This window comes from Shinella sp. WSD5-1, from assembly GCF_963942435.1.
Lineage (GTDB): Bacteria > Pseudomonadota > Alphaproteobacteria > Rhizobiales > Rhizobiaceae > Shinella > Shinella yambaruensis.
On sequence record NZ_OZ012607.1, the window covers coordinates 41799 to 61085 of the forward strand.

Genomic DNA, 19287 nt, shown 5'->3' on the forward strand with positions numbered 1-19287 from the left:
ACTGTCTCCCTTCGCCATGTGGACGGCTTTCCCGCCCTCGGACTACTACGAAGACTCCGCCCCCAGCCGCGCCGATCATCGGTCGCCTCGATCATCTCGCGCCGTCCGGCGGGAGAGAACACGGCAAGGTTCCCAAGTTCACCTGTTGTCCCTTCGCCTGCCTTAGGGACCGACTCTACCCCGTGAGAACTCCGGCCATCGGCCACCGCAAGCTGGGCCGCTGGCTGACGCGCGCGACCGCGCACGCCCCTGATCCCCGGTAATCCAGCGGAGATCGGCGCTTCTCCGGTCTTTCGACCGACCTGCCCACTTCCGGCTTGGCAGGTTCCATGTTGCAACGAGGCTTCAAACATCGGTTCGATTATTCTTCCCATAACAGGCATGCTTGCCGGACCGGCCACGGGCGGAAGTCCCTGGCCGTCCGACTTTGACGGGTTCTGCTTATTTATGGCTTGCCGAAGGCACCCGGCTTACCTCACCCGTCTGCTTCAGCCCCCGCGCTTGCGGCGCGTTGGCGGCAGGGTCTCCCACCCTGCAGGGGCAAAAAGTGCGCGTGACGGTTTCCAGCCGTCACTCTTGGCGCACGGATCTCGAAAATGGCTATCATCGGCAACTTCTCCACCAACGGCAATACCATCACCGGTCAGGTCCGCACGCTCACCGTCCAGATGAAAGCCCGCCTGGTCCCGATCCAGCGCACCTCCCGCGACGCTCCCGACTTCCGCGTGATGGCGGGCATGGCCGAGGTCGGCGCAGGCTGGAACGCTACCTCCACCGACGGCGAACCCTACATCTCGGTCAAGCTCGACGACCCGAGCTTCGCCTTCCCGATCAATGCTGCCTTGTGGCCGAGCCAGGCCGACGGCGACTACGACCTGGTCTGGAACCGCCCGAAGCGCGACGCCTGACACCGGAACTGCCTCGCCGAAAGGCGAGGCTTTCTCTCCAAGAAACAAGGAGCGGTTATGACCACACGCATCGAAGAAAGACGCCAGCTGAACCCGAAGGATTTTGCCATATGGCCCGATGGCTCCTGGGCGCAGATCGAAGACATCTGGCGCGGCGACTACACCTGGAAATCGGACGACTACGAGGTCATCGGCTACGACGATGAGCGGCGTCTTCGCGAGGTCGGCATCGCCGATGATCCCGATTGGCGATAGTCGCCGGCTGAAACCGAACCCGCGAGCAGCGTCGAGCCCGCTCGCGGGTTGGTGGGTGCCATACGGAGAGGAAAAGTCTGCTCAGTCTGTCCGAGGGTGCCATGGCGGCAGGCAGGCCTCAAGGACGAGCGGTTCCCCCAAATTTCAGTCCCGTCCCTTGCGGGCCGCGCAGAAATTCGGCTCCCCCACTCGCCGGCTCCGCCGGTCGCGTTCCGCGATCCTTGACCCCTGCCTGCCACCATGACCGCGCGCGTCGTCTTTCACAAAACGTCAAGGAGACGACGATGACCTACGACCTCGACCGCACGATCCTGGAACTCGAAGCCGAAGTCCGCAACGCCGATCCCGCGGAGCGCCGCCAGATCGAGGCCGAACTCGGCCTGGCGCGGGCCGAACGAGAAACGATCCTGGCCGAACAGGACGGCCGCATCAGCGCCGAGCCGCCCTTCTAGGGCGGTTTCTGCCGTGTCGATGGGCCAGCCGCGCCGGATCGACCGGCGCAACCGGCGCGAAGCTCTGCTCCGCCTTTCCAGGCGGGAGGGAAGCGATCGGAGGAGGGAAAGCCGGTTGCCGCTCCTTCCTTTCGATGCCCTGTCATCAGCATCGGGGATGTTGCAGCCCTCCCGGCGCGCCGCAACCCGCCGCCTCCAGAATTTTCCCCGCCTGCGGCTCCTCGCGCGACAAAATTCAGGCGCCGCCTGGTCCTCCGCGTCCGCTGCGGCCGTCCCGGTGCAGCGCGCCTCTCCGGGCTGCCGCCTTTCCCCGCAATGACAGCTTATCGAAAGGAGTAGAGATCATGCGCCAACTCGCCAAATTCCTCACCGCCACCGGTCGCCGCCTCCGAGCCCTGGGCAAGGTCGCCGCCCATTTCTTCCGCAAGGGCAAGCTCGGCCTGAAGATCGCGATCAAGATCCCGTTCTTCGTCGAGATCGAAGTCGCCTTCGAGACCGACTGGAACCGACGCCGATGAGGCGTCCGGCGAGGCCCGCCTGCGCGTGCCTCTTTGCCGTCTTCATGCAGTACGGATCGCTCGGTTTGTCCCCGCCGGTCGGTAGCCGCGTGCCCGCTTCTGGCGCAGGACGTCGAGGAAAAGATGGACGGCATCTTCTTCCCGCTGGAAATGATGCACCTTTTCCTGGCCCATTTTGCCGATACGTCCCCATCGCCGTGTCAGGCAGGCCGTTCCGAACAGCGTCGGCTCGATGGTCATGGAGTAATATCGCGCCATGTTCTTCGATGGCTCGGTGCGCTCGACATAAAGCTGGTAGGGCTGGGTGATCATGGCGGAATCGTCGCCGACCACGGTATCGGTGTCCAACGACAGTTCTGAATCGGTCGGTCTCCTATGATTCATTCCTTTGATGGATGCCTATGGGATGATCCGGGCGAGCCGCCTTCGGCGACCGCGTGCTAGTCTCTGCACTCCCGAAGCCCGTATACGGTCTCCGCCCATGCGGGTGACGCCCACATCTCGCAGCTTGAAGTGACTGTATATTCCATATAGAATATTCGTATATTCAGTGAGGAATATACGAAGAAGGAAAGTCCGATGTCTTCCCTCTATATCCGAGACAGCGATGTCGACGAGCTGGCGAAGAAGGTCCAGAAGCTGACCAATGCCCCCAACAAGACCGAGGCCGTCCGCCGCGCTCTCGAAAACGAGCTTGCGCGTGCGAAGGAAACCATACCCCTGGTAGAGCGCATTCGCAAGATTCAGGACGAGGTCGCGGCGCAGCTCGGCCCTAATCCGAAGCCCTTCGACATGAAGGCTTTCAGCGACGACATGTGGGACGCCTGATGTATCTCGACGCCTCGGCAATCATCTCGATCCTCACTAAGGAAGACGAAGCCGGCTATCTTGTCGCCAAGCTCGAACGCGCGACCAAGCCGATCTATTGCTCGTCGATGACGGTGTTCGAGGCGGTCATAAGCCTCGCGCGGCGGATCGCCAACGAGCAGCACGGCAATCAGGCACCCATTCCGCCCGCGATCATTGACGAGGCCCAGCGCCATGTCGATGCCCTGCTGGAGGCGCTGCGGGTCAGAGAGTTGACCATCAGCGGCACAACGCATCGCAAGGCCGTGGAAGCGGCGCGCACCTTCGGCAAATTCGTTGCCCATCCGGCGCGTTTGAACATGGGAGACTGCTTCGTCTATGCCTGCGCCAGGGAATACCGCTTGCCTCTCCTGTTCAAGGGCGACGACTTCTCCAGAACCGACATCGAAATCGCCTGACGCCGATGATTGACAAGGGCGAGCCGCCTTCGGCGACCGTGTGCTATTCGCTGCGCTCCCGGAGCCCGCAAGCGGTCTCCTCCCATCCGGGTGACGCCCATATCTCGCAAGAGGAATCCGGCCGGATCAAGGAGATTCTGCCGTGGAATTGTTCGAAAAGAACCAAACGCTGAGGTCTCCTATCGATGGCGCTACCAGCACGTGAAGAAGCGTTGACCTGTAATCGGATGACGAGGGACTTCTCTGCAGTACGACGGCGATGACGAGAACGCACTGCCGTGATCGACTCTTACTCAGGGACGAGGTGACGGAGCTCCGGAGGTAGCGCCTCCGGAATCTTGAAGGATCATGGGACCGTGAAGGTGCAGCTATTGCCTCAGGAAAGGTAGCTGACCGATGTAGTCCATCTTTCCGATCCGAACGCCTTTGTGCCGAAGGATCGCGTATGCCGTAACCATGTGAAAATAAAAATTTGGAACGCCATGCTGGTAGAAATAATCCTTTCCGAGGAAAGCTCCGGCCCAGCCCGGAGGAGCAACTCTTCTTTCTTCCCAACCGGAAAAATCGCTTTCTTTCATTGAAGAGACATACGCGATCGTCTTCTCGATCAGAGCCTTGAGTTCCGGGATCGTTTTCTCACTGTCGTCGAAAATCGGAATCTGTTTGCCGGCCAAGACTGAGGTGGCGAGCCTCGCCGTATCACATGCCATCTGAACCTGGCTTGTGAGTGGCAGCATATCTGGTAAAAGACGCGCGTTCAGAAGAACTTCCGGCGCAAAATTATGTGCCTCGGCGTGCTTGTCCGCCTTATCAAGAAGACGGGAAAGGGTGTGGAGCATTTTGGTGAATTGCGTGATTTGCGCGTACATCATGAAGGTCCTTCGTTAGGTTGCAGCCTGGGCTGTTATGTCGAGCGAGCGCACGCGCTTGCCGAAGTCAAAGATGTCGGAGACGATCATCAACTCATCGGCGCCGGTGTCGGCGACAAGCTGCTTGAGCCCCGCGCGGACGGTTTCGGCGCTGCCCACCACGCTGCAGCTCAGCATCTGTTCGGTTTGCGCCTTCTCCCGCGGCGTCCAGTAGGCTTCGATATCGTCCACGGGTGGCTTGAGCAGGCTTGGCATGCCCCGGAACATATCGGCGAATGTCATTTGCTGGGACGTTGCGAGAATGCGGGCCTCGTCATCCGTTTCCGCCGCGATCACATTGACCCCGATCATCGCATAGGGCTTCTGCAGTTGCTCCGAGGGCTGGAAATTACCCCGGTAGAGTTCAAGCGCCTGATGAAGTGAATGAGGGGAAAACTGCGACCCGAAGGCATAAGGAAGACCGAGCACGGCGGCGAGTTGCGCCCCGTAAAGGCTTGAACCCAATATCCACAACGGCACGTTGGTTCCGGAGCCCGGAACCGCCTCTATCCGCTGCGCTTCGCCCTTGGGGGCGAGAAACGCCTGCAGCTCAAGTACGTCCTGGGGAAAGTTTTCCGCGTTGCCGGGGTCCCGCCGCAGCGCACGCAAGGTCGTCTGGTCGGTGCCGGGGGCGCGACCGAGCCCCAGGTCGATACGGCCCGGATGGAGAGTTTCCAGAGTTCCGAATTGTTCCGCGATGACATAAGGCGCGTGGTTGGGCAGCATGACGCCGCCGGCACCAACGCGGATCGTCGTCGTACCTGCCGCGATATGAGACACGACAACCGACGTCGCTGCCGTGGTGACCGCCGGTGAGTTGTGATGCTCGGCTACCCAGAAACGCTGGAAACCCAAGCGCTCGGCATGCTGGGCAAGCGTGCGCGCGTTATCAAGCGCCGTGCGACGATCGGACCCTTGCCGGACGCGTCCGAGTTCGAGGATGGACAGTCGGATCATCGTGTAGGGTTCCTCTCGGAAGCGCGGCCGGCGAGTGCAGCCGCCCCGCCGAGGCATACGATCGCTTCAACGCGTGACATCGATCACAACCTTGCCGATGTGGTTGCCGCTTTTCAGGCGCTGATAGGCGGACTGGTAGTCCGCGAACGCAAAGACCTGATCCAGGACGGGGTGCACCTCGTGCAAGGCCATGGCTCGCAAGAGTGCCTCGAAGCTCGCCCGCGACCCGATCGATGTGCCGGCGACGTGAAGCGACTTGGCGAGGATGTCGATCGGCGGCAAACCGCCACCGAAGCCGCTGGTGAACCCGACGAGCGAGATGTCGCCCCCGTTTCGGGTCGCGGCCGCCGACTGCACGATCGTCTTCTCGCCTGCGATGTCGATGGTCTTGTCGACGCCTCGCCCGTCCGTCAGGGCCAGGATCTCCTTGTCCCATTCCGGATGGGACCGGTAGTTGACGACGGCGGCGGCACCCAGCGTCTTAAGCCGTTCCGCCTTCTCGTCCGACGAGGTAATCGCGAGAACCTTCGCGCCGAACATCTTCGCGACCTGCAGCGCGAACAGCGCCACGCCGCCGGTGCCCTGAACCAGCACCGTCTCGCCCGCCTGAAGGGGCGACGACAGGTTAAGCCCCGTCCAGGCTGTGACGGCGGCGCACGGAAGCGACGCCGCCTCCGCATAGGACATGTAGTCCGGCAGGTGCACGATGGCGTTCTCGTGCAGCAGAATGGTCTCCGCCAGCCATCCGTCCGTCGTCATGCCCAGGCTGTCGGCCTGATACTCCGGACGCGCAGGTCCACCGATCCAGTGCTGGCAGCAGGATGCCGACACGCGATCGCCGACCTTTGTGCGCTTGACCTCGCGGCCGACCGCGATCACCTCACCGGCCCCGTCTGACAAAGGCACGCCATTCGGCTTCGTCGGACCGCCATACGCACCGTCGAGGATTGCCTGGTCGCGGAAGTTCAAGGACGCCGCATGAACCTTTACGACAACCTCGTGCGGGCCGGGGTCTGGCATGGCTTCGTCGTGTAGCAACAGGCCTGGCTTGTCACCAGCCGTCCATCGTATGGCCTTCATCGTCTCAATCGTCCTTTCGATCGGCACAGCTATTCCAAACCCGAGACCAACGGATGTGTTGGCCGAGCACGGATTTCACTGGCTATTTACTGGACCCGAAAATAGCGGTAGCCTATCGGGATAACAAGAACACACCTTTTGGTGTGGTACTCACCAAAAGGTAAGTTATGAAACGAGACTGGCAGTCTGACGATCACGAAAAGCAGCTTCTATGGGCTGCCGCGACGAGCGAAACCCTGCGGGTGCTGGAAGGAAAGTGGAAGATCGTCATCATCGTCCAGCTCTTCGCAGCCAAGGCACCGGTTCGCTTCTCGGAACTCGAAAAGCGCGTCGTGGGCGTGAACCAGAAAATGCTGATCCAGCAGCTCAAGGAGCTGGAGAAAGACGGGATCGTTACCCGGACGGTCTATCCGCAGGTGCCTCCCAAAGTGGAATATGCGCTGACCGAGCTCGGCCTAGCACTCGGTCCATCCATCGAGACATTGATCGATTGGGCATTTCTCAAGTGCGAGATGCGCGGTGGGGTGCCACAGGAACGTTGATGCCGGATCTCACGTGGTCGTCGGACGACGGCTTGTTTGATATCGGGCTCCATTGAATGGACTTCATTTGGTCGGTTGTACTCGCGGCGCTGCTTGAGGGGCGACGCGACGGGATTCCGCAGGCGATCGGCCATCGCGTAGGCTTGCATTGACCGGCAAAACCCGATGAGGTCGCCGATCTGATAACATTCCTGGCATCCGCGCGCGCTAACCCCTATCCCTCTCCCATGCGCATCACGCGCTGAGCTCAAGGACGGGGAGAGGTGGGGCTGACATGCGATCGTCGTCCTTGTATCAGGCCGAGTATTCGGGGCGTAGGCCGCTGACGTCAGGCGGCGGGTCAGCATCGAGCCGATGGGTTTGGCGCACTCGATGCCGCCGCGGAAGAGGGTGACGGGAACTCTGGGGTCGAGGAGCGAGGGGCTCGTCGATGAGGAAGAACGATCGCGCGAAACCTTGCTCGATCCAGAGGCGACCCAATCCCGCTTTCTGGTGATGGCGTCCTGATCCATCCCCGGATCTTCTACGATCAACCCATAAAGGGTCCGCTACGCCAGCGTGCGGCCGCTCCGGCAAGCCTTCACGGTGATCGCGACCGTGGTCGGACCTTCGAGGAGCCATCAGCGGGAATTGGCCCGCTCCGGATGGAGCCTCAAAAATGTCGCACGATCTTTCCCTCGCCCAGAACCACGCCTTCGACCTCTCCCGGACCTTGATGGTTCCCGTCACCCTCTTCCGCGCCGGCGGCGAGTACGGCGTCGTTCCGAGCGACGAGATCGACGATGGTGACGATCTCTATATCATCCACGAATACAATCCCCATGATCGGCGTTCGGCCCACTGAGCCGATCGAGCAAGACGTCCAGCTCGGGGCCGCCGAGCTGGACGTCTTCGCGTTGGCGCCGATGCAGGCGTCCTTGCGACGCATCCGCGCAATCAATCGTGCGCGCACCAATTGCGCCGCGGCGCGTTCCAGCGCGCGGCAAGTCCGTCCACGACGAGTTGCTCGCCGAAGGAGATGTTCGATCGCCACACGGTTCGCAGCATGCGACCGTACCGATCTTTGTCACGGCCGACCGTGGAGAATGAGAATGCACCGTCATTGAGCATGTCGAGCAGTCGATCGCGGGCAACTTGGCCGACCTGTCGCTCGGCGTTGCAACGCGGTTCGGAAGTTTCCGGCGCGTCGATATCGGCAATACGGATCTTCTCGCCGCGGAACCAGAACGTATCGCCATCCACCACGCAGTTCACGCGGGCGGAATGTCCGCAAAGCGTGAACTGCGCATAAAGGTCATCCTGTTCGCTGGCGACGACGGAAGACGACTGAACGGACGATGCCGGACGATCCGATCGACCGAGCCCTTCGCCGGTCATGACCCAGCCAACGCCCGCGGCGAGCGCGGCGGCGACTGCAAGCGGCGTTCCAATGTTTCTCATGGTTTCGCAGCTCCATGGAATCGGTTCTGGCCGACGCAGGTCTTCATGTCGGCGCGTCGGAACCAGATCGCCCTGCCGCATCGCAGCGGCGGATTGCCGGCGGTGAAGACGATCTGCTCGTCGCCGCGCATCCGCAGCACTTCATGCGGCTGGATCAAGGCGCGGGCGGCCAGCTGCTTCGAGCGCGTGCGCGACGTTCCCTTCGCCGCCGAGCTGCGGCTCATCTGGTCGATTTCCACCGTCGTCGTGCCGCATCGCTTCGAGATGTAGTCGGCCGTCTCGGGGTCGTTGATCGCCGCAAAGGAAATCCAGCTCGCGCTCTCGAACCATTTGCTCGCCGCGTCGCGGCCGCCATAGGTCTCGCGCATCTGGCCGATCGACTGGTAGATCATCGTGAGCGTGACGCCATACTTGCGACCTGCGTCCCGCGCGGTTTCGAGGATCCGCATATAGCCGAGACGTGCTACCTCATCGAGGAGGAACAGCGCCCTCCCGCCGACATTCCCATCGCGATTGTAGATCGCGTTGAGGAAGGAGCCGATAATCACCCGTGCCAGACCGGAATGCGTCTCCAGCGTCTTCAGGTCGATGTTGATGAAGACGTCGACCGTGCCGGCGGCCAGATCGTCCGTCGTGAAGCTGGAGCCGGACACCAACGCCGCATAGTTCGGATAGGAAAGCCAGTGCGTTTCCTTCACCGCATTCGCATAGACGCCCGAAAAGGTCTCCGGCGTCATGTTGACGAACGCGGCGACGTTCTCCTTCACGAAGTCGGATTTCGAGTTTTCGTGGATCGTCTGGAGGCGTTCGCGAAGCCGTGGCTCCGGCTCGGCGAGGTTCTTGCGAACCTGGCGCAAGGTCTGGTCCTTCTCTTCGGTATGACCGGACAGGCAGACGTCGGCAATCAGCGCGGTCAGCAGTTGCAGGCCCGACGCCCGGAAGAAGTCGTCGCGCACGCCGCTTGCCCGGCCGCTATCGCTCATGATCCATGACGCGACAGAGGCTATGTCCTCCTCCTTCGTCCCGCCGTGCCGGCCGATCCAGTCGAGGACATTGACGCCGATCTCCGGGCGTTTCGGATCGAGAATGTGGACATCGCGCCCGGACCTGGCGCGATGGTCGAGGACCATCGGCGCGACCTCGTTCGACGGGTCGAGCACGATGAGCGTGCTCCCCCACTTGAGCGCGGTCGGGATCGTGACGGACGTCGTCTTGTAGCCGCCCGAACCGGCGAAGACGATGCCGTGGCTGGAGCCGAAAGAACCGTCGAAGCAGAGCAGCGGTGACTTGCCGCCCGAGCCCCAGGTTTCCTGCCGATCCGCGCGGAACGCTTGCGCGGCGACGGTGTCCGTATCGACACGATAGCGTTCGCCGATGACGATGCCACCGACATCGGGAAAGAGCTTTTGTGCGTCCGGCATCTTCATCCATTCGGCTTCGCCATGAAGGGCGCGTTTCCCGCGAATGCGGCGCGGCATGGCTCGGGCAAACGCGGCATTGCCCTTCAGCATGACGCGCAATCCGAACCCCGCCGCGATCGTCGCCGCGCCCGCGCCGAGCATGGTGGCGGGATCGAGATAGGAAAGCACCGATTTGCCTTGCGTTACGTCGGCCGAGATCGCCGCAAGGCGGATCGCCTCGCGCACAAACGCGATCATGATCGTCACCACGTTCCCGGCGGTGACGCCGCCGCCGGCAAACTTGATGTCGGCCGATCCTGCGGCGGCAAACAGAAAGAGGATGCCTATGGCCGCAGCCGCGACGTAGGGGAAGGTGATGCCGGCGCGCCCCAGCGTGAGGCGCGCGGCATCTGTTTTCCCGAAGGCGGATAACCATTGCTCGATCCCAACCATGGAGATGGTGACGAGGATCATCAGCGCGATCGGCGCGACGACGAGCGCCACCCTATTCGCCTTCATTGCCGAAGCCCTCCGCGCCAAGGGCGGTGAGCCGCGGCCGCTCGCCGGCGTCACGCTCGAGCCGCTGGCGCAGCTCGATCAGTGCGCCGAGCAGCAGAGCCCGCTTTTCATACCGCAAGCCGGCCTTGACGATCAGGCCGCCCAGCTCGATCTTCTCGCGCGTATCCTTCTTGCGCGCGTCGGATGTCGTCGTCCGGTTCATCCGCTCAAGCCTCGCCAGCGCAGCCCGCAGCCGCGCCAGGTGTGTCCGGCGCGGTCGTTGCCGCACCGCTGCCTCCCTCACCGACTTTCTTCCCTCCGCTTGCAGCAGCCTTACCTCCGCGAAACCGCTTCGTCAGTTCTTCGAATGCCGCCTGAAGCTCCATCTCGTCGATCTCGATCTCGCCAAGACCGGCCTTGAGCGCAATGCGGCCGATACGTTCGGCCTCGCGTGTCTCGGCGTGCTTCAACTGCTCCTGGAGCTTGGCGATCTCTTCGCGGATTTTGGAGGAAGGCTTTTTCATCTCCGACTGGTCCTTTCATGCCGTTCAAGGTCTTTGACGGCATGACCATTTCCGAGATCGGCGTGCCGATCTACTCGCAGAAATGCGAGTTGGCGTAGCCAACGCCTTTGAGCATCATCCCGGCCGTTCCGAAGGAGCGGCTTCCAAGGGCGCAATTATACGTCGCTGACGCGACGCCTTGCTTTTCTGCCCTTGCGGGCCTGCCGTTCCCGACGAACCCGTTGATTTCGTTTGCAATCGGGAGAGCATTCCGCCGTGGCCGTCCCTCATTTCTCCGTCAGCGTCGTCGCCCGCGGCTCCGGCCGCAGCGCCGTGCTGTCGGCGGCCTACCGGCACTGCGTGAAAATGGAGTTCGAGCGCGAGGCGCGGACCATCGACTACACCCGTAAGCAGGGCCTCCTTCATGAGGAATTCGTTATTCCGGAGGACGCTCCGGACTGGCTGCGGTCGATGATCGCCGATCGCTCGGTCGCGGCCGCGTCGGAGGCTTTCTGGAACGCTGTCGAGGGTTTCGAGAAGCGCTCGGATGCGCAGCTCGCCAAGGATGTCACCATGGCCCTGCCGATCGAGCTGTCGGCGGATCAGAACATTGCTCTCGTTCGCGAGTTCGTGGCGAGCCATATCACCGCCAAGGGAATGGTCGCAGACTGGGTCTATCACGATGCGCCGGGCAACCCGCATGTGCATCTCATGACTACCTTGCGTCCGCTGACCGACGACGGTTTCGGCGCGAAGAAGGTCGCGGTGCTCGGTGCAGACGGCAAGTCGCTGCGCAACGATTCCGGCAAGATCGTCTATGAGCTATGGGCGGGAGGCGTCGGGGATTTCAACGCCTTCCGCGACGGCTGGTTCGTCTGTCAGAACCGGCATCTGGCACTCGCCGGTCTCGACATCCGCGTCGATGGCCGCTCCTATGAGAAGCAGGGCATCGCCCTTGAGCCGACCATCCATCTCGGCGTCGGCGCGAACGCCATCAAGCAGAAGTCGGCCGAGGCGTCCGAGCCGATCACGCTGGAACGCATCGAGCTGCAGGAGGAACGGCGAGCCGAGAACGCGCGCCGCATCGAGGACCGCCCCGCCGTCGTCATCGATATGATCGCGCGGGAGAAGAGCGTCTTCGACGAGCGCGACGTCGCGAAGATCTTGCATCGCTATGTCGATGACGCTGGTCTCTTCCAGTCGTTGATGGCGCGTGTTTTGCAAAGCCCTGACGTTGTTCGGCTGGAGCGTGAGCATGTGGACTTCGCCAGTGGCGCGCGGGTGCCGGCGAAACTGACTACCCGCGACCTGATCCGCACCGAGGCGGAGATGGCCAGCAGGGCGGTCTTCCTTGCCGGCCGTTCCTCACACCGCGTCGAAAACGCAATCCTGCAGGAGACGTTCGCGCGGTATTCCCGCCTGTCGAAGGAGCAGAAGACGGCGATCGCCCATGTCGCCGGCAGCCATCGGATCGCTGCGGTCGTCGGTCGCGCCGGCGCCGGCAAGACCACGATGATGAAGGCGGCGCGCGAAGCCTGGGAGGCGGCCGGCTATCGTGTCGTCGGCGGTGCGTTGGCGGGCAAGGCGGCCGAGGGCTTGGAGACCGAAGCCGGGATCGTCTCGCGCACGCTTTCGTCGTGGGAGCTTCGCTGGAACGACGGGCGGAGCCAGCTTGACGACAAGACGGTCTTCGTCTTGGACGAGGCAGGCATGGTGTCTTCTCGCCAGCTTGCACTCTTCGTCGAGGCCGTCACGAAGGCGGGCGCGAAACTCGTGCTTGTCGGCGATCCGGATCAGCTCCAGCCGATCGAGGCGGGTGCCGCGTTTCGCGCTATTGCCGATCGCATCGGATACGCCGAACTGGAGACCATCTACCGCCAGCGTGAGCAATGGATGCGCGATGCGTCGCTGGATCTTGCGCGCGGCAACGTGGCGGCCGCGCTGAGCGCCTATGACGCGGCTGACCTGGTGCAAACCGGCTGGACGCGGCAGGACGCGATCGAGGGACTGATCGACAACTGGAACTACGATTTCGATCCGACGAAGACCACGCTCATCCTCGCCCACCGCCGCCGCGATGTCCGCGAACTGAACGAGCTGGCCCGCGCCAAGCTTGTCGAGCGCGGTATTGTCGGCGAGGGCTCTGTGTTCCGGACCGAGGACGGTGCTCGTCGTTTCGCCGCCGGCGACCAGATCGTCTTCCTGAAGAACGAGGGCAGCCTTGGCGTCAAGAACGGGATGCTGGCCAAGGTCGTTGAAGCTGCGCCAGGCCGTATCGTCGCAGAGATTGGCGAGGGAGACAGCCGCAGGCAGGTCACCGTCGAACAGCGCTTCTACAGTAACGTCGATCACGGCTATGCCACCACGATCCACAAGTCCCAGGGCGCCACTGTCGATCGCGTCAAAGTTCTCGCCTCCAACACGCTTGATCGTCATCTGACCTATGTCGCGATGACGCGCCACCGCGAGGCGGCCGAACTCTACGTCGGCATGGAAGAGTTCACCAACCGGCGTGGTGGTGTTCTCGTCGATCACGGTGAGGCGCCCTACGAACACAAGCCCGGAAACCGCGACAGCTACTTCGTCACGCTCACCTATGGTGACGGACAGGAGCGCACGATCTGGGGCGTCGATCTCGCCCGCGCGATTGATGAAGCGGATGCACATGTCGGCGACCGGATCGGTCTTCGCCACGAGGGCTCGGAGTCGGTGAGACTGCCCGATGGCACGATGGCCAAGCGCAACACGTGGAAGATCGTGCCGGTCAAGGAACTGGCGATGGAGCGGCTGAAGGAACGCCTTTCCCGCGATGCGTCCAAGGAAACGACACTCGACTATGAGGGTGCATCCTCCTATCGCGCCGCCCTCCGTTTCGCCGAAGCGCGCGGCATGCACCTCATGAATGTCGCTCGGACCATTTCCCGCGACCGGCTCGCCTGGACCGTTCGGCAAAAGCAGAAGCTCGTCGATCTCGCCGCAAGGCTGAAAGCTGTCGGCGCGGCACTCGGCCTTGCCCGCGGCAGCGACAAACAATCCGTTCCGACCATCGTCAAGGAGGCAAGACCCATGGTTGCCGGCATTACCACATTCGCCAAATCGCTCGAGCAGAGCGTCGAGGACAAACTCTCCAACGATCCGGCGCTGAAGCAGCAGTGGAAAGATGTCTCCACGCGTTTCCAAATGGTCTATGCGCAGCCGGAGGCGGCATTCGCGGCGATCAATGTTGATGCGATGATAAAGGATCAGGCGCGCGCCACCGCGACGATAGCGAAGATCTCGGCCGAGCCGGAGACCTTCGGCACGCTCAAGGGCAAGACGGGCATGTTCGCCAGCCGCGCCGACAAGCAGGAGCGCGATACCGCCCTCGTCAACGCGCCTGCGCTCGCCCGCAATCTGGAACGATATCTGCGCGGTCGGGCCGAGGCCGAGCGCAAGCATGAGACCGAGGAGCGCGCTGCGCGCATCAAGGTCTCGGTCGATATCCCGGCGCTGTCGCCCAATGCGAAGCAGACGCTCGAGCGGATACGCGACGCCATCGACCGGAACGATCTTCCGGCCGGTCTCGAATATGCGCTTGCCGACAAGATGGTGAAGGCGGAATTGGAAGGTTTCGCCAAGGCGGTGACAGAGCGGTTCGGCGAGCGAACCTTTCTCGGCGTGTCGGCGAAGGAGGCCGGCGGCGAGGCGTTCAAAACGGTCACGCGCGGCATGACCGATCCGCAGAAGGCGGAGGTGCAAACGGCGTGGAATTCAATGCGGGCGGTGCAGCAGCTCGCTGCGCATGAACGCGTGGTCGTCGGCATCAAGCAGGCAGAGGCGTTGCGCCAGACCCAGGCGAAAGGCCTGTCGCTCAAATGACCGATGCCCGATCTCGCACCGCGTACCGAGCGCGCCAGCAATGGATGGTGGTGATCGTCATCGCCACCGGCCTGGTCGTTGCCATTACCGTGCTCGTCGCCGGTGCGGCGGCCGGCTATCGGCTCAACATGACGGCGAGCGAGCCGCTTGGGATCTGGCGCATTCGTCCGCTCAAGCGTCCTCCAGCGGTCGGTGATCTTATCTTCATCTGCCCGCCGGAGACCGTGGCGTTTTCCGAGGCGCGGGTGCGCGGCTATCTGCGCAGCGGTGTCTGTCCGACGGGCGACGCGCCGCTGATCAAGATGGTCATCGCCAGCGAAGGGCAGCGCATCGAGATCGGAGCCGATGTTCGGATCGACGGGTTGCACATTCCGCAAACAACCATCGTGCCGGCGGACGGGAGAGGGCGTCCGCTCCATGGCGATGCCGGGGGAATCGTACCGGCGGGCCAGGTGTTTCTTTATTCCCCGTTCAAGGCTTCATGGGATTCGCGCTACTTCGGTTCGATCCCCGCCGCCGGCATTCTCGGCCTCGCTGAGGAGGTGCTGACCTATGCGCCCTGATGCTGCTCGCGCCGGAATCCTCATTCTCGCTGGTGTGGCCACCGGCTGGATCGCATGGAGCGGGCATGTGCTCCTGTTGCCGGTGGCGCTTGCCTTTCCAATGCTCTGGTCGATGGCGCCAAACCGCACGACGGCGGTGCTGGTCTCCCTTGGATATTTCCTGGCGGCGTCCAGAGGTCTGCCGCTTGGGGTCGCCACATTCTATGCGTCGGATATCTGGCCGGGCGTCGCGCTCTGGTTCGTGCCGGCGGCCGGCTTCGCGGCCGTCCATGCCGCGCTATGGTCGCGGTCCGGAACCTGGCGCCCGATCCGCTATGTCCTCGCTGCGATCCTGATGGCGATCCCGCCTTTCGGCATCACCGGCTGGGCGCATCCGATCACCGCCGCGGGTGTCCTCTTTCCGGGATGGGGATGGCTTGGGCTCGTCGCAGCTTCAGCCGGTCTCCTGGGCCTCGCTTCCCGAAGGGGGCCGGCTGTCGCTGTCGTCTTGTCAGCCTCTTGGCTTTGGTCCGCCGTTTTCTGGACCGATCCGAAAGTACCTGAATCGTGGCGCGGCGTCGATCTCGCCATGGGTGCATCATTGGGGCGGGATACCGGACTTTCCCGTCAGCGTGACCTGATTGCCACGACGCGGGCAGTGGCCAAGGCCGGCGCGCGGGTGATCGTGTTGCCGGAGAGCGCGCTCGGTTTCTGGACGCCGACGGTCGCCCGACTTTGGGAACGCGCCGTGAGAGCCGGTGACGCCACGATCGTCGCCGGCGCGGCCGTGGTCGACGCCGGCGGCTACGATAACGTTCTCGTTGCAATCGACGGCGACGGCGGCCGTGTCCTCTATCGCGAGCGTATGCCTGTCCCCGGTTCGATGTGGCAGCCATGGCGGCCCTGGTTCGGCATGAATGGTGGCGCGCGCGCCCATCTCTTCGCCAATCCCGTCGTCGTGGTCGGACCGACGAGGGTCGCGCCGCTCATCTGCTACGAGCAGCTCATCGTCTGGCCCATTCTGCAGTCGATGGCCCACGCGCCCGATGTCGCCGTCGCCGTCGGCAACGGCTGGTGGACCGAGGGCAGTTCCATCGTCGGGATCCAGCGCGCCAGCGCTACGGCCTGGGCGGCTCTCTTCGCCACGCCTCTCGTGCTCTCCTTCAATATCTGACCCTGGAGCCCTCCATGCTGGATGCTGCCCTGATCGAAAAATGCGCCGATCCTTCCCTGACACCTGCGATCGTCCGGCAATTCGTCGAGACCGCCGGAGCGCCCGATCCGCTCGCCATCACCGTGAAGTCGGGCGGGAGGCTCATTCTCGTGCCGAAGCCGACGACGCCGGACGAAGCCATGGCGATCGTCCGCGAGCATGTCGGCCGGGCTGTCGTTCGTGTGGGGCTGACGCAGTTCCCTGCAGGTGTCGGCGTGAAGGATGCCGCCGAGCTGAAGCCAGATGTCGTTGACGCCTGCGAAAACCTGCGCATGGGCACGAAGATGTTCGCCAAGATCCTGCGGATTGTTGCGAAATGGTATGGAAACCCGACCAGCAAGGACGTGCTCCCCCAGATATTCGAGGATGCCGTCTTCTCTTGGAAGACCGGGGAATTCGAGGGAGTGAGCGTGTTTCAGGCGGAGGAGCCAGGGACGAGCTGGAATATGCCGGCCGAGAGTAAGCAGGACGAGGAACATCAGACAAGTGGACCTCAACAGGACGGCGATGAGGATGACTCGCTTGAGGGCGCAACGCCGAGCGCGCCAGCGGACGAGGCGGATACCGGGAACGCTGGAATTCGGGTAGATCTGTCGCGGATCAACGGCGGCTGATTTCGACACCTGTGGGGACATTTACCAGCCGTCGCCGCGGCTCCAAAAGCTGCCGCTGCCAACGGCTATGGCTTTCTGTAAAAGCGGGTCAGCCGCTGACGACCTCAATAACCAATGCGGAGAGCAACGAAGTCGCGTCATTGGCCATCTCGTCGCCGGTACGCATCCGCATGGTCGTGCCGCTCCGCGTCATTTCGTTTAACGTCCGCCTATCGGTCTCAGGCAGCGCCTCCCACCAACTCGGCCGAAGAAAAAGATTGTCCGTGTGGATGAACAAGAGCCGAACCAATGCATCGGCCTTCCGAGTATCGTCGAGCGCAACAAACGACTCGGCAAGTGCCTTGGCCGGACCGTCCTCGGAACCGATCCAGCCGAACACTAGGATCGTCTGCGCCTCGAACGTGGTCACCGTCAGCGTGATATGGTCGAAGTCTACGCCGTCCCGGCCGAGCTGTTGGAGTGGTTTGCCCTGGAAGTCAAATTCCGGATGAAGGGCGCCACACGCGACGACAGGTAGAACCTGGTCGAAACGAACGGCAACGAAGTGGAAGTCATCGCGCGCGCCGGACAGCAGGCGTGCGTCGAACTGATCTTTCCAAAGGTCCATATCACGCATGCCAATCCTGATCCCGGCGATGACAGTCGCCAGGTGCATTTGAATCGCGGCCTGTTTCCAGAATGGATGGCCGCGGTCAGCCTCGCGCTGGATGTCAGTGCTTCGGAGCTGCGCTTCCTTCGCAAAGCGCTCATAGGCTATGGCGCGGTAAGAAAAGAGGAAGGCGGTGTCCTTAGTTAGGGCCAGCGACTTGCCCTCGATCGGCTTAAAGAGCGTCGTGTCGTGCCGGCTGCAGAAGCCGGGAAAGACCGATGCGTTGTTGACGCCGATTTTGCGCGGCTGTGGGTTGCCTTCGGTTTCGATCATCTCCTTCATCGTAGGCTTCACGGTGAGGACGTGGCCTACTTCGGCGATCGCGGCGAGGCCGCCTTTCTTCTGCACGGTATGGGCCTTGGTCATCGTCGCGCTGCAAGGATCAGCCACGGGATCTGGATGAGAGCAGTAGCCGTCGCGGAACTCGGCGATCATTCCTGCTTCGATTTCAAAGATGTTGATCGGCTTCTGCTGTTCGCGCCGAAAATGGCACCACTTGTATTTCTTTCCCGAGCGGCACCAGCATAAATCGTAAGGGCCCATCGTCTCGACGGGCCGAATGAGATCGGGCCTTATCTTCGGTGCGCTGAGTGACGGATGCGGAACCATTCCCCAGATATAGCTGTCGGTATCGATAGCGTCGAGAGGCCGCCTTGTTATAGAGCGTAACTTGAGGAAGTCGATGAATGAGTATCTGTGGTTTGGGCCGAGGCCGGACACGTGAGTCGGTTGCGAATGGCATGCGTGCCGAACGTCGGCGCAGTGGGCTAGGCTCTATCGAAAAGGAGCAGCTATGAGCGACTGGAAATTCGGCAGCGACTGGATGGCGAAGATGGGAAACATTGGCGAGAAGACGCTGGGTCCCGTGACCATCTATGGCGGCATGGTCATGGAGCAGTGCGAGAAAAACCGCAAGAAGTTCAAGGCCGAGAAGCTCTTCCCCGATATAAGTCAGGCGCACGCTTCGGCGATCAGTGCGTTGGTGAACTTCCTGTCCCGCATTGCTGGTAAGTCCATCCCTGAGGACAGGGTAGACATCCACGGCCAAATGACATTGATCGCCCATTTCGTGCAGGGCATCCAATTCGTTGAGACCGCCATCGTCGAGGGTCTCTATCCGCAGGCAGCGACGTTGCTGCGTCAGGAGCATGAAATCGTTGCCGCCGTGGAGGAGTATTCTGCTGGGCGCCGCAAGGACGCTAAAACACCATTCGCGACGATCGGCGTCCTCAAGAACATGGGGCAGGTCTACGGCGACCTGAGCGGCGCGGCCCACGTATCACAGGCGCAGCTCCTAAAGGACATCGTGATTATGGAGATGGGCGAAAAACGAGGACCATCTCTACTGCCCATCTACCACAAGGACCTTTCGCAGAATCTCTACGCGCTGCACGTAAGCTACATCACCATGATCGCCCAACTGGCCGACGAGGTTCACCGTGGCCTCACAGGCGAGGAGTTTCATGAGGACGAGTTGAAGCTGTTAGTGATCGCGAAGAAGATCCTGATCGACAGCGGGCTGATGAAATTGGAGACGCCCGAAAACGCCGAAAAGGAGGCGAATGATTGACCTGACCGGATTTCGATAGCTCGCAGCCTACAGTTAGCCGCCCACTCCTGACCCATCATGCCAGATCAATAGTCCGCTTTCGCAAAAAGCCGCCCGAAAGCAGACGGTCGGTTAC

22 protein-coding genes are annotated in these 19287 nt (G+C 62.3%); 13 read left to right on the forward strand and 9 right to left on the reverse strand.

The genetic code is table 11. The features are described from left to right. Positions 1 to 596 precede the first annotated feature (596 nt). The 4 genes from AABQ55_RS37075 (at position 597) to AABQ55_RS37090 (ending at position 2133) form a co-directional block, all read left to right on the forward strand. Positions 597 to 908 (forward strand): DUF736 domain-containing protein, encoded by a 312-nt coding sequence (locus tag AABQ55_RS37075; protein WP_064334758.1) that lies wholly within the window; start codon positions 597 to 599, stop codon positions 906 to 908. A 57-nt stretch (positions 909 to 965) separates the two neighbouring features. Then, positions 966 to 1163 carry a hypothetical protein gene (locus tag AABQ55_RS37080; RefSeq protein ID WP_064334759.1) on the forward strand — a complete coding sequence of 66 codons (198 nt, stop codon included), beginning with the start codon at positions 966 to 968 and terminating at the stop codon, positions 1161 to 1163. Positions 1164 to 1447: 284 nt separating this feature from the next. Next, positions 1448 to 1615, forward strand: a complete 168-nt coding sequence (locus AABQ55_RS37085) for a hypothetical protein (protein WP_168169020.1) — start codon at positions 1448 to 1450, stop codon at positions 1613 to 1615. 344 nt (positions 1616 to 1959) lie between these two features. Then, positions 1960 to 2133: a hypothetical protein gene (locus AABQ55_RS37090; RefSeq protein ID WP_168169021.1), complete on the forward strand. Its 174-nt coding sequence runs from the start codon at positions 1960 to 1962 to the stop codon at positions 2131 to 2133. Positions 2134 to 2175: 42 nt separating this feature from the next. Here the strand turns inward: AABQ55_RS37090 and AABQ55_RS37095 are convergent, their stop codons facing one another. Then, the gene (locus AABQ55_RS37095; RefSeq protein WP_084438745.1) at positions 2176 to 2517 is read right to left on the reverse strand and encodes a WGR domain-containing protein; all 342 of its coding nucleotides are present in this window, start codon (positions 2515 to 2517) and stop codon (positions 2176 to 2178) included. A 195-nt stretch (positions 2518 to 2712) separates the two neighbouring features. Here AABQ55_RS37095 and AABQ55_RS37100 point away from each other — a divergent pair, with 195 nt between their 5' ends. Together AABQ55_RS37100 and AABQ55_RS37105 are read left to right on the forward strand one after the other, a co-directional pair. Continuing rightward, a complete protein-coding gene (locus AABQ55_RS37100; RefSeq protein WP_064334760.1) occupies positions 2713 to 2961 on the forward strand; it encodes a type II toxin-antitoxin system VapB family antitoxin in 249 nt (82 codons plus the stop codon). Beyond that, the gene (locus AABQ55_RS37105; RefSeq protein WP_084438746.1) at positions 2961 to 3398 is read left to right on the forward strand and encodes a type II toxin-antitoxin system VapC family toxin; all 438 of its coding nucleotides are present in this window, start codon (positions 2961 to 2963) and stop codon (positions 3396 to 3398) included. The genes AABQ55_RS37100 and AABQ55_RS37105 overlap by 1 nt, the downstream gene beginning before the upstream one ends. 368 nt (positions 3399 to 3766) lie before the next feature. Here the strand turns inward: AABQ55_RS37105 and AABQ55_RS37110 are convergent, their stop codons facing one another. The 3 genes from AABQ55_RS37110 to AABQ55_RS37120 all read right to left on the reverse strand — a co-directional run bounded on the left by AABQ55_RS37110 (position 3767) and on the right by AABQ55_RS37120 (position 6370). Further along, positions 3767 to 4270, reverse strand: coding sequence for a DUF1993 domain-containing protein (locus AABQ55_RS37110; RefSeq protein ID WP_064334761.1), 504 nt, complete (start codon positions 4268 to 4270; stop codon positions 3767 to 3769). Positions 4271 to 4282: 12 nt separating this feature from the next. Next, complete coding sequence (locus tag AABQ55_RS37115; RefSeq protein ID WP_064334762.1) at positions 4283 to 5263, reverse strand: LLM class flavin-dependent oxidoreductase; 981 nt, start codon at positions 5261 to 5263, stop codon at positions 4283 to 4285. A gap of 66 nt (positions 5264 to 5329) precedes the next feature. After that, on the reverse strand, positions 5330 to 6370 hold the full coding sequence (locus AABQ55_RS37120; protein ID WP_245337564.1) for a zinc-dependent alcohol dehydrogenase family protein: 1041 nt from the start codon (positions 6368 to 6370) through the stop codon (positions 5330 to 5332). Positions 6371 to 6510: 140 nt separating this feature from the next. Here AABQ55_RS37120 and AABQ55_RS37125 point away from each other — a divergent pair, with 140 nt between their 5' ends. Beyond that, complete coding sequence (locus AABQ55_RS37125; protein WP_064334763.1) at positions 6511 to 6885, forward strand: winged helix-turn-helix transcriptional regulator; 375 nt, start codon at positions 6511 to 6513, stop codon at positions 6883 to 6885. Positions 6886 to 7543: 658 nt separating this feature from the next. Beyond that, entirely contained in the window at positions 7544 to 7729 is a 186-nt protein-coding gene (locus AABQ55_RS37130; RefSeq protein ID WP_064334764.1) for a hypothetical protein, read from the forward strand. Positions 7730 to 7821: 92 nt separating this feature from the next. Here the strand turns inward: AABQ55_RS37130 and AABQ55_RS37135 are convergent, their stop codons facing one another. Genes AABQ55_RS37135 through traC form a run of 4 tightly spaced genes read right to left on the reverse strand, consistent with a single transcriptional unit; the run spans position 7822 to position 10747 of the window. Continuing rightward, on the reverse strand, positions 7822 to 8325 hold the full coding sequence (locus AABQ55_RS37135) for a thermonuclease family protein (RefSeq protein WP_242224983.1): 504 nt from the start codon (positions 8323 to 8325) through the stop codon (positions 7822 to 7824). Next, entirely contained in the window at positions 8322 to 10244 is a 1923-nt protein-coding gene (traG, locus tag AABQ55_RS37140; protein ID WP_272809702.1) for a Ti-type conjugative transfer system protein TraG, read from the reverse strand. Before traG ends, AABQ55_RS37135 begins: the two co-directional genes overlap by 4 nt. Next, positions 10231 to 10446: a type IV conjugative transfer system coupling protein TraD gene (gene traD, locus AABQ55_RS37145; protein WP_064334766.1), complete on the reverse strand. Its 216-nt coding sequence runs from the start codon at positions 10444 to 10446 to the stop codon at positions 10231 to 10233. The genes traG and traD overlap by 14 nt, the downstream gene beginning before the upstream one ends. Positions 10447 to 10450: 4 nt before the next feature. Continuing rightward, on the reverse strand, positions 10451 to 10747 hold the full coding sequence (gene traC / locus AABQ55_RS37150) for a conjugal transfer protein TraC (protein ID WP_064334767.1): 297 nt from the start codon (positions 10745 to 10747) through the stop codon (positions 10451 to 10453). Between the two features lie 255 nt (positions 10748 to 11002). Here traC and traA point away from each other — a divergent pair, with 255 nt between their 5' ends. Genes traA through AABQ55_RS37170 form a run of 4 tightly spaced genes read left to right on the forward strand, consistent with a single transcriptional unit; the run spans position 11003 to position 16953 of the window. Continuing rightward, entirely contained in the window at positions 11003 to 14584 is a 3582-nt protein-coding gene (traA, locus tag AABQ55_RS37155; RefSeq protein WP_064334768.1) for a Ti-type conjugative transfer relaxase TraA, read from the forward strand. 44 nt (positions 14585 to 14628) lie between these two features. Continuing rightward, the gene (traF, locus tag AABQ55_RS37160) at positions 14629 to 15147 is read left to right on the forward strand and encodes a conjugative transfer signal peptidase TraF (RefSeq protein ID WP_245337565.1); all 519 of its coding nucleotides are present in this window, start codon (positions 14629 to 14631) and stop codon (positions 15145 to 15147) included. Next, positions 15137 to 16300, forward strand: a complete 1164-nt coding sequence (locus tag AABQ55_RS37165) for a conjugal transfer protein TraB (protein ID WP_064334770.1) — start codon at positions 15137 to 15139, stop codon at positions 16298 to 16300. Before traF ends, AABQ55_RS37165 begins: the two co-directional genes overlap by 11 nt. A gap of 14 nt (positions 16301 to 16314) precedes the next feature. Then, positions 16315 to 16953 (forward strand): TraH family protein, encoded by a 639-nt coding sequence (locus AABQ55_RS37170; protein WP_064334771.1) that lies wholly within the window; start codon positions 16315 to 16317, stop codon positions 16951 to 16953. Between the two features lie 88 nt (positions 16954 to 17041). Here AABQ55_RS37170 and AABQ55_RS37175 read toward each other — a convergent pair whose 3' ends face one another. After that, a complete protein-coding gene (locus tag AABQ55_RS37175; RefSeq protein ID WP_245337566.1) occupies positions 17042 to 18145 on the reverse strand; it encodes an SEC-C domain-containing protein in 1104 nt (367 codons plus the stop codon). A gap of 250 nt (positions 18146 to 18395) precedes the next feature. On the opposite strand from AABQ55_RS37175, the gene AABQ55_RS37180 reads away from it, so the two are divergent. Further along, a complete protein-coding gene (locus AABQ55_RS37180) occupies positions 18396 to 19172 on the forward strand; it encodes a hypothetical protein (protein WP_242224988.1) in 777 nt (258 codons plus the stop codon). The last annotated feature ends 115 nt before the right edge of the window (positions 19173 to 19287 follow it).

Excerpts from the sequence above, each read along its gene's own strand:
- traG (WP_272809702.1), bottom strand. The coding sequence starts at position 10,244 with ATGAAGGCGAATAGGGTGGCGCTCGTCGTCGCGCCGATCGCGCTGATG.
- AABQ55_RS37125 (WP_064334763.1), top strand. The coding sequence starts at position 6,511 with ATGAAACGAGACTGGCAGTCTGACGATCACGAAAAGCAGCTTCTATGG.
- AABQ55_RS37100 (WP_064334760.1), top strand. The coding sequence starts at position 2,713 with ATGTCTTCCCTCTATATCCGAGACAGCGATGTCGACGAGCTGGCGAAG.
- AABQ55_RS37135 (WP_242224983.1), bottom strand. The coding sequence starts at position 8,325 with ATGAGAAACATTGGAACGCCGCTTGCAGTCGCCGCCGCGCTCGCCGCG.
- AABQ55_RS37075 (WP_064334758.1), top strand. The coding sequence starts at position 597 with ATGGCTATCATCGGCAACTTCTCCACCAACGGCAATACCATCACCGGT.
- AABQ55_RS37130 (WP_064334764.1), top strand. The coding sequence starts at position 7,544 with ATGTCGCACGATCTTTCCCTCGCCCAGAACCACGCCTTCGACCTCTCC.
- AABQ55_RS37110 (WP_064334761.1), bottom strand. The coding sequence starts at position 4,270 with ATGATGTACGCGCAAATCACGCAATTCACCAAAATGCTCCACACCCTT.
- traC (WP_064334767.1), bottom strand. The coding sequence starts at position 10,747 with ATGAAAAAGCCTTCCTCCAAAATCCGCGAAGAGATCGCCAAGCTCCAG.
- AABQ55_RS37105 (WP_084438746.1), top strand. The coding sequence starts at position 2,961 with ATGTATCTCGACGCCTCGGCAATCATCTCGATCCTCACTAAGGAAGAC.
- AABQ55_RS37090 (WP_168169021.1), top strand. The coding sequence starts at position 1,960 with ATGCGCCAACTCGCCAAATTCCTCACCGCCACCGGTCGCCGCCTCCGA.
- traD (WP_064334766.1), bottom strand. The coding sequence starts at position 10,446 with ATGAACCGGACGACGACATCCGACGCGCGCAAGAAGGATACGCGCGAG.
- AABQ55_RS37115 (WP_064334762.1), bottom strand. The coding sequence starts at position 5,263 with ATGATCCGACTGTCCATCCTCGAACTCGGACGCGTCCGGCAAGGGTCC.
- AABQ55_RS37175 (WP_245337566.1), bottom strand. The coding sequence starts at position 18,145 with ATGGGCCCTTACGATTTATGCTGGTGCCGCTCGGGAAAGAAATACAAG.
- AABQ55_RS37080 (WP_064334759.1), top strand. The coding sequence starts at position 966 with ATGACCACACGCATCGAAGAAAGACGCCAGCTGAACCCGAAGGATTTT.
- traF (WP_245337565.1), top strand. The coding sequence starts at position 14,629 with ATGGTGGTGATCGTCATCGCCACCGGCCTGGTCGTTGCCATTACCGTG.
- AABQ55_RS37180 (WP_242224988.1), top strand. The coding sequence starts at position 18,396 with ATGAGCGACTGGAAATTCGGCAGCGACTGGATGGCGAAGATGGGAAAC.
- AABQ55_RS37165 (WP_064334770.1), top strand. The coding sequence starts at position 15,137 with ATGCGCCCTGATGCTGCTCGCGCCGGAATCCTCATTCTCGCTGGTGTG.
- AABQ55_RS37085 (WP_168169020.1), top strand. The coding sequence starts at position 1,448 with ATGACCTACGACCTCGACCGCACGATCCTGGAACTCGAAGCCGAAGTC.
- AABQ55_RS37170 (WP_064334771.1), top strand. The coding sequence starts at position 16,315 with ATGCTGGATGCTGCCCTGATCGAAAAATGCGCCGATCCTTCCCTGACA.
- AABQ55_RS37095 (WP_084438745.1), bottom strand. The coding sequence starts at position 2,517 with ATGAATCATAGGAGACCGACCGATTCAGAACTGTCGTTGGACACCGAT.